Raw genomic sequence first — 13,208 nt, 5'->3', positions numbered from 1 at the left:
AAGTGGGGTCGCAACGCGGTTTCACGGGTGAACAGGAGGAGCTTATTGGGTGAACGAAAAGTTCGGTCAATCGATGCGATCCACCGGAATCAACCGCAGATGGGCCTTTGCTTATCCACAGACGATCCACACTTTGGCAACAAATATAATCGATTAGCGTATTTTTCAACGCTCTTCGCGGATCGGGTATCAATTTTACTAATATCTAAATCAACCATGCCATGCATTCTGGATGTGAATGGGCCATCTCCGCCCGACCACCGCGATAATATCGAAGCGGATCGACAGCTTCCGGGCGTCGCGCCGTTTGGCAAGCCAAAGGTCGGCAGCGTTGGCGATCCGGCGCTGAGCGGTCGGTGTCACGGCCTCCATTGCCTCGTACAGTGTCGGCCGCGCCTTGACTTCGACGATGGCGATCACGTCGCCGCGTTTGGCGACGATGTCGATCTCGCCGAGCGGCGTGCGGACATTGCGGCCGAGAATGCGGTAGCCCTTCAGGCGTAGGAACCAGGCCGCCAGCGTCTCGCCGCGCGCGCCGCGCTTTAGGAAACCTCTTTTCGCCTTCAACCCATGGCGTTGCCGCGCCCTAGCCATTGCCGGCCTTCAGTTCGACGATCCGCTTGTAGAGATCGCTTTTGGCAAGGCCGGTCTGCCGCGCCGCTTCGGCGGCCGCCTTACCCGCCGGCAATTCGTCGGAGAGGTCGCGCAGCAGGGTGTCCAGCACCTCTCCCTCCGGCGCAGCGACCGGCAGGGGCGGGCCGACGCAGACCACGCATTCGCCTTTCGGTGCACCGGCTTCGGCGTAATGCCCGGCAAGGTGTGCGAGCGAGCCGCGCCGAAATTCCTCGAACGTCTTGGTCAATTCGCGGCCGACACAGGCTGGCCGGTCGCCGCCCAATGCTTCGGTCATGGTCGCGAGACTTTCCGATAGGCGACGCGGCGATTCGTAGACGACGAGACTGCCGGGAATGGCGGCGATCTCCGCCAGCCGGTCGGCGCGGGCCTTGGCCTTCGAAGGCAGGAACCCGGCGAAGAAGAAGGCATCAGTTGGCAGGCCCGAGGCGGTCAGCGCCGCCAGAGCAGCGGATGGGCCCGGAATCGGCACGATGGCAATGCCCGCCTCCACCGCTTCGTCGACGAGCCGGTAGCCGGGATCGGACAGAAGCGGCGTGCCGGCATCCGAGATCAGCGCGACGCTTTGCCCGTCCGCAATCGCGGCGATCAGCTTCGCCCCGGCGCTTGCCGCATTGTGTTCGTGATAGGCGGCAAGCTTTCCGGTGATGCCGTAGCGTTGCAGCAGCACGCGGCTGGTGCGGGTGTCTTCACAGGCGATGATGTCCGCCGCGGCAAGCACTTCCAGCGCCCGGATCGTGATGTCGGACAGATTGCCGATGGGCGTCGCCACCAGATGCAGCGCAGCCGGCAGGAGCGGGGCAGAGAAGCTGTGCCCGCCGATCAGGTAGCGACGGCTGTCTTTCGGGTTAGGACCGGCATCGGCCCTGATTTGGGCATTGCTCATGACTGCTTGTCGCAAAGCGATGCGATGGAGGCAATCGCCATCACGCCGCCAGATCGGCAACCACCGCGTCAAGGACCACCATGCCGGCGCGGGTGGCGCGGATTCGGCTGTTGCCGAGCGGCTCGACGAAGCCTTCGTCGATCAGCAGCGTCAGCCTTTCGGGCGCGAGATCCCGCCCGGCGATCGCTTCATAACAGGCCAGATCCAGCCCCTCGGTCAGCCGCAGGCCCATCAGCAGCATCTCGTCGGCCTGTTCGTATTCGGTCAGCTGTTCGATCTCGGCGGTGCCGTGCCCAACGCGCTCGACCTGCTCCAGCCAGCGTTCGGGATGGCGTTCGGCCATGGTCACGCGGCGGCCGTTCTCGAAACGGAACCGGCCATGGGCGCCGGGTCCGACGCCGACATATTCGCCATAGCGCCAATAGGTCAGGTTGTGCCGGCTCTCCGCGCCAGGCATGGCGTGGTTGGACACCTCATAGGCCGGCAGCCCGCGCGTGGTCGTGATTTCCTGGGTGAGGGCGTAGAGATCGGCGGCGAGCCCGTCCTCCGGCAGCCGGAACTTCCTGGCGTCGTGAAGACGCTTGAAGGCGGTGCCGTCCTCGATGGTGAGCTGGTAGAGCGACAAATGATCGGCAGCCAGATCGATTGCCGCGTTCAGCTCCGTCGTCCAGCCTTCCAGCGTCTGGCCGGGGCGAGCATAGATCAGGTCGAAGGAAAGGCGCGGAAAAATGGTGCGCGCCAGTTCAATGGCCGCTCGCGCTTCGGTGACGTCGTGCAGACGGCCGAGAAACCGCAGATCGGTGTCGATGAGACTCTGCACGCCGAGCGACAGCCGGTTCACACCCGTGGCGCGATAGCCGGCGAAGCGGTCCGCCTCGGCGCTTTGCGGATTGGCCTCCATGGTGATTTCGATGCCGTCCGGCAGCCCGTATTGGCGGTCCGCCGCCTCCAGAACGGCCGCGACGGTTTCCACCGCCATCAGCGAGGGCGTGCCCCCGCCGATGAAAACCGATGTCACCTCCCGCGGGCCGGTTGCCTCCCGCATGGTGGCAAGCTCACGCGCAAAAGCGGCGGCGAAGCGCGCCTGATCGGGCGGCGCATGGCGGACATGGCTGTTGAAGTCGCAATAGGGGCATTTGGCCGCACAGAACGGCCAATGCAGATAGATGCCGAAGCCGGGCGCGCCATCGTCGCCATTGATCGGCGAAGGTGTGCGCAAGGCAAGATCGGCGGACGCGCTCATCCGGCTTGCGTCGGCAGCTTGGCGGCGAGGAAGGCTGTTAGGGCGCGGGCACGGTGCGACAGACCGAGATCGGCCCGTCCCGCATCGCCCTGGCGGGTCTGACCCTTTTTCTCCGACTTGTCCATTTCGCCGAAGGTGCGGTCATGGCCTTCCGGCTGAAAGACCGGATCGTAGCCGAACCCGTTTTCGCCGCGTGGCGGCCAGACCAGCGCGCCTTCGACCATGCCGGGGAAGAATTCCGTCCGCCCGTCGGGACTGGCAAGGCAAAGCATACAAACGAACTGGGCGCGGCGCTCGTCCGGGCTTCTCGCCTCCGATTCTTTCAGGGCCGTTTCCACCTTCTGCATTGCCATGGCGAAGTCGCGGCCCGACCCGTCCTCCTTTTCGGCCCAGTCCGCGGTATAGACCCCCGGCGCGCCGCCCAGAGCGGCCACGCACAATCCGCTATCGTCCGAAAGCGCGATATGACCGGTCGCTTCCGCCGCGGCGAGGGCCTTCAGCGCGCTGTTCTTTTCGAACGTGTCACCGGTTTCCTCCGGTTCCGGCAGGCCGAGTTCCGCCGCGCCCCTGACCGTAATGTCGTAGGGCGCAAGCAGATCGGTGATCTCGGCCAGCTTGCCGGCATTATGTGTGGCAAGAACCAGCGTGTCGCCGCGCGAAAGGGCAATCGGATCGGCCATCGGCTTCAGCGCGCCAGCGCCTCCTTCTGCAGTTTGACGAGTTCGGCAATGGATTGGCGGGCAAGGCCGAACAATTGCGCGAACTGTTCTTCGGTAAACGGATCGCCTTCGGCGGTGCCCTGAATCTCGACGATCCCGCCGGAACCGGTCATCACGAAATTGGCATCGGCCTGCGCCGAGGAATCCTCGTCGTAATCGAGATCGGTCACGGCAGCGCCATTGTAGAGGCCGCAGGAAATCGCCGCAACATGATCGGTCGCGACGTCGGAGGCGCGTACCATGCCGCGCTCCTGCATCCACAGTAGGCAGTCCATCATGGCCACGAATCCGCCGGTGATCGATGCGGTGCGGGTGCCGCCATCGGCCTGGATCACGTCGCAATCGACGGTGATCTGGTTTTCGCCCAGCTTCTGCAGATTGCAGATGGCGCGTAGCGAACGGCCGATCAGGCGCTGGATTTCAAGTGTTCGGCCGCCCTGTTTGCCGGCGGAGGCCTCGCGGCGCATGCGGTCGCCCGTGGCGCGGGGCAGCATGCCGTATTCCGCCGTAACCCAGCCTTTGCCGCTATTGCGCATCCATGGCGGTACCCGCTCTTCGAGGCTCGCCGTACAAAGCACATGCGTATCGCCGAACTTGACGAGACACGAGCCCTCCGCATGTTTGGAGACGCCGCGTTCGAAGGAAACGGCTCGCATCTGGTCGGGCGTTCGGCTGGAAGGGCGCATATATCGATCCTCTGGGTTCGTTGTTGCGCGCCTTCTAGCGGTGTGGATCGAGGGGGGAAAGGGCGGAAGACGGCTTTTTCCCGGCTGCTCCCTCGCCTATATTCCATGGCATGGCGCCTCGACGACCCGTTCTCAACATCGCTGACGACGCTTCAGGCGGCGGTCTGGACGGGCGCTCGCGTGAAATCTTCCGACTGATCGTGGAGTCCTATCTCGATACCGGCGAGCCGCTCGGCAGCCGCAATCTTGCGCGGATGCTGCCCAATGCGCTGTCGGCGGCCACCGTCCGCAATGTGATGAGCGATCTGGAATATCTCGGCCTTATCTATTCGCCGCACACATCCGCCGGGCGGATGCCGACCGAGGGCGGGCTTCGCTTTTTCGTCGACGCTTTCATGGAACTGGGCGGTCTTGGCGAGGAGGATCGCCAGTCCATCGACCGGCAGGTGCTGGATGCAGGCCGCAACGCCACCATGGATTCCATGCTGACGGAAGCGAGCCAGCTTCTGTCCGGTTTGACTCATGGCGCAGGCCTCGTGGTCGCCGGCAAGGCGGAAATCGCGCTCAAGCACGTCGAATTCGTGATGCTGGAGCCGGGCAAGGCGCTGGCGATCCTCGTTGCCGAAGGTGGCGAGGTCGAAAACCGGATCGTCGATCTGCCGGCAGGCGTGACGCCGAGCCAACTGACAGAAGCAGCCAACTTCCTGAATCACAATGTTCGTGGTCGCACCCTGGCCGAAGCCCGTGAAGAGATGACGTTGCGGCTGGAAGAGATGCGCCAGGAGATCGACAGCCTGTCGGCCGATCTGGTGCGCCGCGGGCTGGCCATCTGGGGCGAGGGCCAGGACGACGGCACCCGCCTGATCGTGCGTGGCCGCTCCAATCTGCTGGGCACCCTGCAGGACGAGCACGACCTTTCGATCATGCGCCATCTGTTCGACGATCTGGAGCGCAAGGAGAATCTGGTTCAGCTTCTCGATCTGGCGGAAGAAGGGTCGGGTGTGCGCATCTTCATCGGCTCCGAGAACCGCCTGTTCTCGCTGTCCGGTTCGTCGCTGGTCGTCGCGCCCTATCGCGATGGCGCCAACCGGGTCGTCGGCGCGCTTGGGGTGATCGGACCAACGCGGCTGAACTACCGGCAGGTCGTACCGGTCGTAGACTATACGGCCCAAGTCATCAGCAAGATGCTTTCGCGCAGCTGAATGCCCGCAGCCTGTTGCCGGTAAGGGCATTTCTCTATTCCTTGCGTAAGGGGTTGATTTGCGGGCCCGCTGTCTCGATATCGGGCACGACACATCAAAGCGGTCGCATGGACCGCCGCAGAATGGAACGAGGATCGATGAACGCCGAAGACAATCCCATCGAAGCCATGGACGAGGCGAACGGCGCGAAGCCCGACGCTTCCGGCGAATACACCGCCGATCAGGCCGAACAGGCCAACGCCGCGCTGATGGAACTTGGCAAGGAAGTCGAGGAACTGCGCGACAAGCTGCTTCGCACCGCAGCCGAGGCGGAGAATGTTCGCCGCCGTTCGCAGCGGGAGGTCGCCGATGCCAAGAGCTTCTCCATCGCCAATTTCGCCCGCGACATGCTGGGCGTCGCGGACAATCTGACCCGTGCGCTGGAAGCGATTCCTGAGGACGCCCGCAAAAATGGCGATCCTGGTTTTGCCGCGCTGATCGAGGGCGTGGAACTGACGCAGAAATCCATGCATGGCGCGTTGCAGCGCCACGGTGTCGTCAAGCTGGAGCCGGAAGGCGAACGTTTCGACCCGAACTTCCATCAGGCGATGTTCGAAGTGCCCAATCCCGACATGCCCAACAATACGGTCGTGCAGGTCGTTCAAGCCGGTTACCGCATTGGCGAGCGCGTTCTGCGCCCGGCCATGGTCGGCGTTTCGAAGGGCGGTCCGAAAGCAGCGCCTGCAGGCGACACAGGATCCGGTCAGGAGGATAGTGCCGAGCCAGGCCCGCCTGACGAGATGGCGACGCGCGATGCCTGATCGTTAATCCCGTATTTACCTTGAAAAGCGGCCTCTGCGGGCCGCTTTTTCTTTAGCGAAGATGCCGCCAGCGACAAAGATTATTGATGGTGAACAAAGGTTTAATGCTACAAACCATTTAAAACTTTAGGTTTTTTAGCATTTGCCGATCGTTCCGGTCTGCCCATCCCGCCTCTTCGATCTTTTACTTGCGCAATGGGCTGGAACGGTTCGCCATTGCGGCCCATTATCCCGTCACGCCGCGACGATCGGTCGTCGCTTTTTGAGTAAGCGTAAACGAGTAACGAGGTCCCCAAATGAAGATTCTTCTCGCAACCACGGCGTTCGCCTTAATGGCAACGCCTGTTATGGCTGCCGACGCCATCGATTATTCCGCACCGACGCCCGCGCCGGCCTATGACGTCGCGCCGGAGCGCTTCGGCTGGGACGGTGGCTATGCCGGTGCACAGGTCGGTTACGGCTTTGCCGAAGCCGATCCGGGCGACGATCCGAGCGGCATTGTCGGCGGTGTCCACGCTGGTTACCTGATGCAGTACGGTTCTTTCGTCGTCGGTCCGGAGTTCGATGTCGACGCCAGTGGCATTGACGGGGAAGATCTCGACATCGACGTGATCGCTCGCGCCAAGCTGAAGGCCGGTGTCGCTGTCGACCGCGTTCTCATCAGCGGTACGGTCGGTTACGCCCATGCCTGGGGTGACAGCGATACGGATGGCGATGTGAGCGATGGCGCTCTGGAAGTCGGAGCCGGGCTGGACTTTGCTGCCACTGACAATATCGTCGTTGGTTCCGACTACATGTACCACAATTTCGGTGAGTTCGACGACACCGACGCCGATGTCGATCTCCATACGGTGCGTGCGCGCGTGTCGTACAAGTTCTGATCCGAAAATAGACCGATCCGCAGTTCTGCTGGGGAGCGAAGGGGCCGGGCGGCAACGTCCGGCTCTTTTTTGACGATTCGGCAAATGGCCATGCGCGATCGTGAGCGAATGGCCGAAGCTCGCTCTAGAGTTTGCCGGCCTCGTGCGCCAGTTCGGCCAGGTTCACGGGTGGTCGCGGGCCCATCTGCTCGATGATGACGCCGGCGCAGAAATTGCCGAGCGCGGCACTTTCCTCCAGCGCCATGCCATTGGTTAATCCGTGCAGGAAACCGGCCGCATAGAGATCGCCGGCCCCGGTGGTGTCGCGTCGAATCGCTGCCATGAAAGCCGGCACATCGTGTCGCTGCCCGTCCCGAATGACGACCGAGCCGCTTGGTCCACGTGTGACGGTCGCCAGCAGGCAGTCCTTGCCGAGCTGCTCCAGCGCGCTGTCGAAATCATCGTCCTGATAGAGGGACTGAAGTTCCGTTTCATTGGCGAACACGATGTCGACCGTGCGGCTGCGCAGCAGATCGAGAAACTCCTCGCGATACCGGTCCACGCAGAAGGGATCGGAAAGGCTGATGGCAACCTTTCGGCCATGCTTGTGGGCGATGTCCGCTGCCTTGCGGATCGCTGCCTTGGCCTGCGGCGGATCCCAGAGGTAGCCCTCGAAATAGGTGATGTCGCAATCGCTGACGATGTCTTCGTCGATATCTGCTTCCGTCAGCTCGGTACAGGCGCCGAGATAAGTGTTCATCGAACGCTCGCCATCCGGTGTGACGAAGATCATACAACGCGCGGTGGGATCGCCGTTCTGCAAGGGCTCCGTTTCGAAAGTCGCGCCGAGCGCGCGGATGTCATGCTCGAAGATCGTGCCAAGCTGATCGTCCGCCACCTTGCCGATATAGGCGACCGATCCGCCAAGCGCGGCTATGGCCGCGGCAGTGTTGCCGGCCGATCCGCCGCTCATCGTCTCCGACGGCCCCATCGCATCGTATAGGCGCGCCGAACGTTCGGCGTCGACGAGGTTCATCGCGCCCTTGATAATCTCGTGCTCGTCCAGAAAGGCGTCGTCGCAGGTCGCCAGCATATCGACCATCGCATTGCCGATGCATAGCACGTGATGGGTGGGTCCGTTGCTCATTCGTCTATCCGTCATGATGGGAAAGTTGCTTCCGCATAGCGGGCAAACCGACGAATTGCAAAGCCCTCAATCGGCAAAGCCCGACATGTTGGCGCAGCGTTTGCTTGAAGCCTGGCCCGCGGCACCATACCTCGACTTCACCGTGTTCACTTCACAGTAGAAAAAGGCGATCCGCACCTCCATGATTTTGACCGCAACGACTGCCGCCTTTTTTCGCCTTTTCTCGCCGGAGTTTCGCGGCGTTTTCTTCAAGTCCATCGGTTTGACGTTGCTGGCCCTGCTGGCGACGTGGTTCGGCCTGCGCGAACTGTTCGAATGGGCCGCGCTGCCCTGGGTGGACGCCTTATGGGAAGGTGAGACACAGTGGGAGGGCTGGCTACAAGTGACGACATCCATCTTATTCGCCATCGTATTCGCCATCGTGCTCGGCCTTCTGATCGCGCCGGCCAGCGCCATCATCGCTTCACTTTTTCTGGACGATGCTGCCGAGGTGATCGAACGGGAGGATTATCCGGCTGTGCGGCGGGGCAAGCCTGTGCCCATGATCGCCGGCTTCTGGCTGAGCGTGAAATTCCTTGGCGTGGTCATCCTCGGCAATCTGCTGGCATTGCTGCTCCTGTTCGTGCCCTTCGTCAATCTCTTCGCTTTCTTCGCCGTCAATGCCTACCTGCTCAGCCGTGAATTCTTCGAATTTGCCGCGCTGCGCTACCGGTCCGAAGCTGAGGCGAAGGTCTTTCGAAAGCGCCATGGCATGACGGTCTTTCTGGCCGGCCTGCCCATCGCCGCGATGCTGTCGGTGCCTCTGCTCAACCTTCTGACGCCGCTCTTCGCGGCGGCGCTGATGGTGCATCTGCATCTGAAGCTGAGCCGGCGCGATGCCGAATACGCCCTGCCGCCTGCGGTGCAAAGCGAGGCACTGCCGGCCTGATCGTCGTCAGCCGATCTTCTGGTCGGCGATTTCGACGAGCGGCGCGGCACTGTCGGTCGTCTTCTCATCGGCCTTGCAGAGATCGGCGATGATGCAGGCTTCGCAATCGGGCTTTCGGGCTTTGCAGACATAGCGCCCGTGCAAAATCAGCCAGTGATGGGCATGGTAGAGATAATGGTCGGGAATGATCGCCAGCAGGTTCTGCTCCACCGCATCGGGTGTCTTGCCCGGGGCCAGCTTGAGGCGGTTGGCGAGCCGCAGAATATGCGTATCGACAGCCAGCGTCTTCTGGCCGAACGTCATGCTGAGGACGACATTCGCCGTCTTGCGCCCGACGCCGGGCAGCGTCACGAGCTCCTCCCGGGTCTGAGGCACGACACCGCCGAAATCGTCGATGAGTTTTTGCGATAGCGCGATTACGTTTTTCGCCTTGTTGCGCCAAAGGCCGATTGTGCGGATATGGCGGCCGACGCCTTCTTCGCCGAGGGACAGCATCTTTTCTGGCGTGTCGGCGATTGCAAAAAGATCGGTCGTTGCGCGGTTCACGCCCACATCCGTAGCCTGCGCAGACAGCGCCACGGCGACAACCAGCGTGAACGGGTTGGTATGGGCCAGCTCGCCCTTCGGCTCAGGTCGTTGCAGGGAAAAACGCCGGAAGATCTCTTCGATCTGCGCTTTGGTATAGGCGGAGCGTCGGGACCTCCGTTTCGCTCTGCCGGACGGTTTGTCCGCCGCTTTTATGCTTTTTTTCGTTGCCATGATGATGGCCTATAATGCCGTCCTTGCCGGATCGAAAGATGGCCGTGAAAAGGAACCCCGCCCGATGGCTGAAAAGAGAGATGATGGACTGGACGATGCCGGCGCGCCGATTTTCGATGCGGTTCTGACGCCCCATCGCTCGCTCGGTCGCACCGGCTTTGCGATCCTGATGGGCACGGTCGCCTTTCTGTGGCTGGGGATCGGCCTTTATTTCTGGTCTTTGGGAGCGTGGCCGGTCTTCGGCTTTTTCGGTCTCGACCTGGTCATTCTCTACATCGCCTTCCGGTTGAATTACCGGGCGGCGCGGGCGCGCGAAGAGGTGACGGTCTGGCGGCATGATATTGCGGTGCGCCAATATGCCCCTTCCGGCCGGGTGGCGGAGCACCGGTTCAATCCGTTCTGGACGCGTTTCGCCGTGCAAAGAAAACCGGATATCGGTATTACCGAGATGGCATTGAAAGACCGTGCGCGGCATTTGCCGATCGGCCATTTTCTCAACCCGGACGACCGGGATAGCTTCGCCAGCGAATTCGGCTACGCGCTGGCTACGGTGAAGGGAAAGTAACCTCGTTCCGAAGATCGGTGGAAGCAGGCTGAAGCGCCTGCCGCCATCAATTCTTCTCGGCGTTGAGCCTTTCACGCAATTCCTTGCCCGCCTTGAAGAACGGCACCCATTTTTCCTCGACCTCCACGGTCTCGCCCGTTCGTGGGTTCCGCCCGGTGCGCGCTGGCCGGTTCTTCACGGAGAACGCGCCGAACCCGCGCAGTTCCACACGGTCGCCCTGGATCAGCGCCTGCGAGATTTCCTCCAGGACCACATTGACGATGCGGTCCACATCCCGTTGGAAGAGGTGAGGATTGCGATTGGCTATCGTCTGCACGAGCTCAGATTTTATCATGTTCGATGACACTCCCTCCGGTTTTCCGGACGTATCGCAAGTCCCTTACCCCCCGGTTCGGGAAGGTTGCCAGACAGCCATGACACCGTCAAGCATCAGCTGTCGCTTAAACCATTGACCGATAAGGGGTAGCGGAAGCCGGTCCAGCACATCGAGCGGGCCTTCGCCTGCCATGCCGAGCGGCACGCCGAGGAATCTGTACTCGTCCTTCGGCTTCCATTCGACAATGGCGAGATCCTTTTCCACTCCCTTGCTTTCCAGCCATTCGATCGCGGCGTCTTCGCCGCCGAGCGCATCGACAAGCTTGTTGGCGATGGCCTGACGGCCCGAATACACCGATCCATCGGCCAATCGGCGCGTCTCGTCGACAGACAGCGGACGCCGCGCGGCAACGAGCCCGACGAACCATTCGTAGATATCGTCCACCACACGCCGCAGCACCTCGCGTTCGGCGGGCGTGGTGGGATTGAAGGGCGACGGTTCGGCCTTCAGAGGAGAACTTTTCACCGCGTCCATTTCGATGCCGATCATGTCGAGCCCTCGTTCGACATTGGGATATTGTACCAGGACGCCGATCGAGCCGACGATAGAACTCTGGCGCGCCACGATGTGATCGGCGGCGACCGCGATCATGTATCCGGCGGAGGCAGCCAGCGTGCCGACCTGTGCGACGACGGGTTTCTTGTCGGCGATTTTTCGGACAGCATCGTGTATCGCTTCGCCACCAACCGACGTTCCGCCGGGCGAATCGATCATGAGAACGACGCCTTTGACGCTGTCGGTGGAGGCAATGCGGTCCAGCCGGTCGAGCAGATCGGTATCTTCGGTGATCGTGCCTTCGATTTTGACCTTGGCGATCTGCGCGTTCAGCGACATCTCGCTGCCAGGGCCAGCGACCCGCCATACAAGAGCGCCGATCGCGATGAGGGCGAAGACTATGGCCGCGATCCGCCAGCGCCCGAGTTTTCGCCTTTGCTGGCGGCGCGCGACTATCTCCTCCACATCGGATGCACTCATGGCTTCTCTCCGCTTCCGCTCTGCTTCGTCGCGATGGACTGGACTGGAATCTGTGCGATTTGCCGGAGATTCAAGAGCCATCGATTTCAGCCTTCTGCTTGCCTTTGCCATTTTGTCGGGGCAGGAGAACGATTCATGAGCGATGTGCAACTGCCAGACGGTGCGAAAACCACGGAACTGATGAGGGATCGGGTCGGCCAGGCCCACCGTCACAGCCGACGTGTGCGCCGGGTGCGCGATGTGCTTCTGTTCGGCGCAGGAGCCGTTCTGGCCTTCGGCATTCTGGCGACGGTGCTTGCAACGCTTGCTATTCCGGTGCCCGAGCTCGACAACAACGATCTGGAAGATGGCCGCGTGGTCATGGGCGCCCCGAAGGTGGAAGGGCGAAACAGCGCCGATCAGCCCTACAGCATAACCGCCGAGAGCGCGCTGCAATCGCCTGACGACCTGAACCGCCTGGAATTGCGCAACCTGTCCGGCGAATTGCCTTTCGGATCGGACAACCGCGTCGCCTTCGAATCCGATTCCGGCTTCTACGATGCGGAAAATCAGTATCTCGATTTTCTCTCGCCGCTCGATCTGGAAACGACGGCGGGCGAAACCGCTCATGTGAAGGAAGGGCGGATCGATCTTCTTGCGGGTAGCTTCACCAGCGACAAGCCGGTAAGGTTGACGACGAAGACAACCACTCTCACGGCCAACAGCGTCCGCATCGACAGTCGGAATCGAACGGCTCTTTTCAAAGGTGCGGTGCAAATGCGCCTGGTGCCGAACGATGTGAAGCCGGTGACCGAAACGGTGACAACGGATCCCTCTTCGAAGGAACCAGACAATGGATAAATCTGTGCGGGCCGGTGTTCGCAACGGCCTTTCTGCTATCGGCCTTATGGCCATGATGGTCGCCCCTGCTATCGCTCAGGAGCAGAGCCAGGACACCAATTTCAAGCTGGAAGGCGGCCAGCCTATCCAGATCGAGAGCGATCAGCTCGAGGTGTTCGACAAGGAAAACACGGCGATCTTCACCGGCAATGTCGTGGTGACGCAGAAGGAGACGCAGATGCGCTCCAGCTTCATGAAGGTGTTTTACAGCAATGAGAAGGAAGCCGGGGCCGATTCCGCGAAGGCCGAGGCGGAGCCAGCCTCGACAACCGGGCAATCGTCTTCCGACATCGACCGCATCGAAGTCGGTGGCAAGGTCTATGTTAACTCCGGCACGCAGACCGCGACGGGGGACGAAGGCAGCTTCGATATGCGGACCAACGTTCTGCGCCTGACGGGCAAGCGCGTCGTCCTGTCCGATGGCGACAACGTTCTGACCGGCTGCGCGCTCACCGTGCAGACCGAAACCGGCCGGGCGAAGCTGGAGCCGTGTCGCGGCAGCCGGGTTCGCATGGTCATCTCTCCCGACAGTCAGTGAGGAACGGGCCTC

Annotated in this window: 16 protein-coding genes; 7 read left to right on the top strand and 9 right to left on the bottom strand. The window is 61.9% G+C overall.

Annotated elements, in window-relative coordinates:
- Nucleotides 1–210: 210 nt before the first annotated feature.
- Genes B7H23_RS03010 through rph form a run of 5 tightly spaced genes read right to left on the bottom strand, consistent with a single transcriptional unit; the run spans nucleotide 211 to nucleotide 4,167 of the window.
- Entirely contained in the window at nucleotides 211–594 is a 384-nt protein-coding gene (locus B7H23_RS03010; RefSeq protein ID WP_094075897.1) for a YraN family protein, read from the bottom strand.
- Complete coding sequence (rsmI, locus tag B7H23_RS03005) at nucleotides 587–1,519, bottom strand: 16S rRNA (cytidine(1402)-2'-O)-methyltransferase (protein ID WP_094075896.1); 933 nt, start codon at nucleotides 1,517–1,519, stop codon at nucleotides 587–589. The genes B7H23_RS03010 and rsmI overlap by 8 nt, the downstream gene beginning before the upstream one ends.
- A gap of 40 nt (nucleotides 1,520–1,559) precedes the next feature.
- On the bottom strand, nucleotides 1,560–2,762 hold the full coding sequence (hemW, locus tag B7H23_RS03000; protein ID WP_094075895.1) for a radical SAM family heme chaperone HemW: 1,203 nt from the start codon (nucleotides 2,760–2,762) through the stop codon (nucleotides 1,560–1,562).
- Complete coding sequence (rdgB, locus tag B7H23_RS02995) at nucleotides 2,759–3,442, bottom strand: RdgB/HAM1 family non-canonical purine NTP pyrophosphatase (protein ID WP_094075894.1); 684 nt, start codon at nucleotides 3,440–3,442, stop codon at nucleotides 2,759–2,761. The genes hemW and rdgB overlap by 4 nt, the downstream gene beginning before the upstream one ends.
- Before the next feature lie 5 nt (nucleotides 3,443–3,447).
- The gene (gene rph / locus B7H23_RS02990; protein WP_094075893.1) at nucleotides 3,448–4,167 is read right to left on the bottom strand and encodes a ribonuclease PH; all 720 of its coding nucleotides are present in this window, start codon (nucleotides 4,165–4,167) and stop codon (nucleotides 3,448–3,450) included.
- A gap of 110 nt (nucleotides 4,168–4,277) precedes the next feature.
- Between rph and hrcA the strand changes: the two genes are divergently transcribed.
- The 3 genes from hrcA (at nucleotide 4,278) to B7H23_RS02975 (ending at nucleotide 7,050) form a co-directional block, all read left to right on the top strand.
- Nucleotides 4,278–5,369 (top strand): heat-inducible transcriptional repressor HrcA, encoded by a 1,092-nt coding sequence (hrcA, locus tag B7H23_RS02985; RefSeq protein ID WP_094075892.1) that lies wholly within the window; start codon nucleotides 4,278–4,280, stop codon nucleotides 5,367–5,369.
- A gap of 137 nt (nucleotides 5,370–5,506) precedes the next feature.
- Nucleotides 5,507–6,169 (top strand): nucleotide exchange factor GrpE, encoded by a 663-nt coding sequence (grpE, locus tag B7H23_RS02980; RefSeq protein WP_094075891.1) that lies wholly within the window; start codon nucleotides 5,507–5,509, stop codon nucleotides 6,167–6,169.
- Between the two features lie 296 nt (nucleotides 6,170–6,465).
- Entirely contained in the window at nucleotides 6,466–7,050 is a 585-nt protein-coding gene (locus tag B7H23_RS02975) for an outer membrane protein (RefSeq protein ID WP_094075890.1), read from the top strand.
- A gap of 124 nt (nucleotides 7,051–7,174) precedes the next feature.
- Here the strand turns inward: B7H23_RS02975 and B7H23_RS02970 are convergent, their stop codons facing one another.
- Complete coding sequence (locus B7H23_RS02970) at nucleotides 7,175–8,176, bottom strand: adenosine kinase (RefSeq protein WP_094075889.1); 1,002 nt, start codon at nucleotides 8,174–8,176, stop codon at nucleotides 7,175–7,177.
- A 181-nt stretch (nucleotides 8,177–8,357) separates the two neighbouring features.
- On the opposite strand from B7H23_RS02970, the gene B7H23_RS02965 reads away from it, so the two are divergent.
- Nucleotides 8,358–9,104, top strand: coding sequence for a sulfate transporter family protein (locus B7H23_RS02965; protein ID WP_094075888.1), 747 nt, complete (start codon nucleotides 8,358–8,360; stop codon nucleotides 9,102–9,104).
- Between the two features lie 6 nt (nucleotides 9,105–9,110).
- On the opposite strand, the gene nth is transcribed toward B7H23_RS02965, so the two are convergent.
- A complete protein-coding gene (gene nth / locus B7H23_RS02960) occupies nucleotides 9,111–9,863 on the bottom strand; it encodes an endonuclease III (protein WP_094075887.1) in 753 nt (250 codons plus the stop codon).
- Between the two features lie 64 nt (nucleotides 9,864–9,927).
- Here nth and B7H23_RS02955 point away from each other — a divergent pair, with 64 nt between their 5' ends.
- Nucleotides 9,928–10,428: a DUF2244 domain-containing protein gene (locus B7H23_RS02955; RefSeq protein ID WP_094076838.1), complete on the top strand. Its 501-nt coding sequence runs from the start codon at nucleotides 9,928–9,930 to the stop codon at nucleotides 10,426–10,428.
- A 46-nt stretch (nucleotides 10,429–10,474) separates the two neighbouring features.
- Here B7H23_RS02955 and B7H23_RS02950 read toward each other — a convergent pair whose 3' ends face one another.
- Together B7H23_RS02950 and sppA are read right to left on the bottom strand one after the other, a co-directional pair.
- Complete coding sequence (locus B7H23_RS02950) at nucleotides 10,475–10,762, bottom strand: integration host factor subunit beta (RefSeq protein ID WP_094075886.1); 288 nt, start codon at nucleotides 10,760–10,762, stop codon at nucleotides 10,475–10,477.
- Nucleotides 10,763–10,807: 45 nt separating this feature from the next.
- Nucleotides 10,808–11,779: a signal peptide peptidase SppA gene (gene sppA / locus B7H23_RS02945; protein ID WP_094075885.1), complete on the bottom strand. Its 972-nt coding sequence runs from the start codon at nucleotides 11,777–11,779 to the stop codon at nucleotides 10,808–10,810.
- Nucleotides 11,780–11,914: 135 nt separating this feature from the next.
- On the opposite strand from sppA, the gene B7H23_RS02940 reads away from it, so the two are divergent.
- Nucleotides 11,915–12,619, top strand: coding sequence for a hypothetical protein (locus B7H23_RS02940; RefSeq protein ID WP_094075884.1), 705 nt, complete (start codon nucleotides 11,915–11,917; stop codon nucleotides 12,617–12,619).
- The gene (locus B7H23_RS02935) at nucleotides 12,612–13,196 is read left to right on the top strand and encodes an LptA/OstA family protein (protein WP_094075883.1); all 585 of its coding nucleotides are present in this window, start codon (nucleotides 12,612–12,614) and stop codon (nucleotides 13,194–13,196) included. Before B7H23_RS02940 ends, B7H23_RS02935 begins: the two co-directional genes overlap by 8 nt.
- Nucleotides 13,197–13,208: the final 12 nt, after the last annotated feature.

It is taken from the genome of Notoacmeibacter marinus (genome assembly GCF_002238045.1).
GTDB classification, from domain to species: domain Bacteria; phylum Pseudomonadota; class Alphaproteobacteria; order Rhizobiales; family Rhizobiaceae; genus Notoacmeibacter; species Notoacmeibacter marinus.
This window is presented reverse-complemented; position numbering and strand designations above follow the sequence as displayed.

Coding starts and splice junctions, on each gene's coding strand:
- nth (WP_094075887.1), bottom strand. CDS start 9,863: ATGGCAACGAAAAAAAGCATAAAAGCGGCGGACAAACCGTCCGGCAGA.
- B7H23_RS02965 (WP_094075888.1), top strand. CDS start 8,358: ATGATTTTGACCGCAACGACTGCCGCCTTTTTTCGCCTTTTCTCGCCG.
- B7H23_RS02935 (WP_094075883.1), top strand. CDS start 12,612: ATGGATAAATCTGTGCGGGCCGGTGTTCGCAACGGCCTTTCTGCTATC.
- rdgB (WP_094075894.1), bottom strand. CDS start 3,442: ATGGCCGATCCGATTGCCCTTTCGCGCGGCGACACGCTGGTTCTTGCC.
- B7H23_RS03010 (WP_094075897.1), bottom strand. CDS start 594: ATGGCTAGGGCGCGGCAACGCCATGGGTTGAAGGCGAAAAGAGGTTTC.
- rph (WP_094075893.1), bottom strand. CDS start 4,167: ATGCGCCCTTCCAGCCGAACGCCCGACCAGATGCGAGCCGTTTCCTTC.
- B7H23_RS02940 (WP_094075884.1), top strand. CDS start 11,915: ATGAGCGATGTGCAACTGCCAGACGGTGCGAAAACCACGGAACTGATG.
- B7H23_RS02975 (WP_094075890.1), top strand. CDS start 6,466: ATGAAGATTCTTCTCGCAACCACGGCGTTCGCCTTAATGGCAACGCCT.
- B7H23_RS02950 (WP_094075886.1), bottom strand. CDS start 10,762: ATGATAAAATCTGAGCTCGTGCAGACGATAGCCAATCGCAATCCTCAC.
- B7H23_RS02955 (WP_094076838.1), top strand. CDS start 9,928: ATGGCTGAAAAGAGAGATGATGGACTGGACGATGCCGGCGCGCCGATT.
- hrcA (WP_094075892.1), top strand. CDS start 4,278: ATGGCGCCTCGACGACCCGTTCTCAACATCGCTGACGACGCTTCAGGC.
- rsmI (WP_094075896.1), bottom strand. CDS start 1,519: ATGAGCAATGCCCAAATCAGGGCCGATGCCGGTCCTAACCCGAAAGAC.
- hemW (WP_094075895.1), bottom strand. CDS start 2,762: ATGAGCGCGTCCGCCGATCTTGCCTTGCGCACACCTTCGCCGATCAAT.
- sppA (WP_094075885.1), bottom strand. CDS start 11,779: ATGAGTGCATCCGATGTGGAGGAGATAGTCGCGCGCCGCCAGCAAAGG.
- grpE (WP_094075891.1), top strand. CDS start 5,507: ATGAACGCCGAAGACAATCCCATCGAAGCCATGGACGAGGCGAACGGC.
- B7H23_RS02970 (WP_094075889.1), bottom strand. CDS start 8,176: ATGAGCAACGGACCCACCCATCACGTGCTATGCATCGGCAATGCGATG.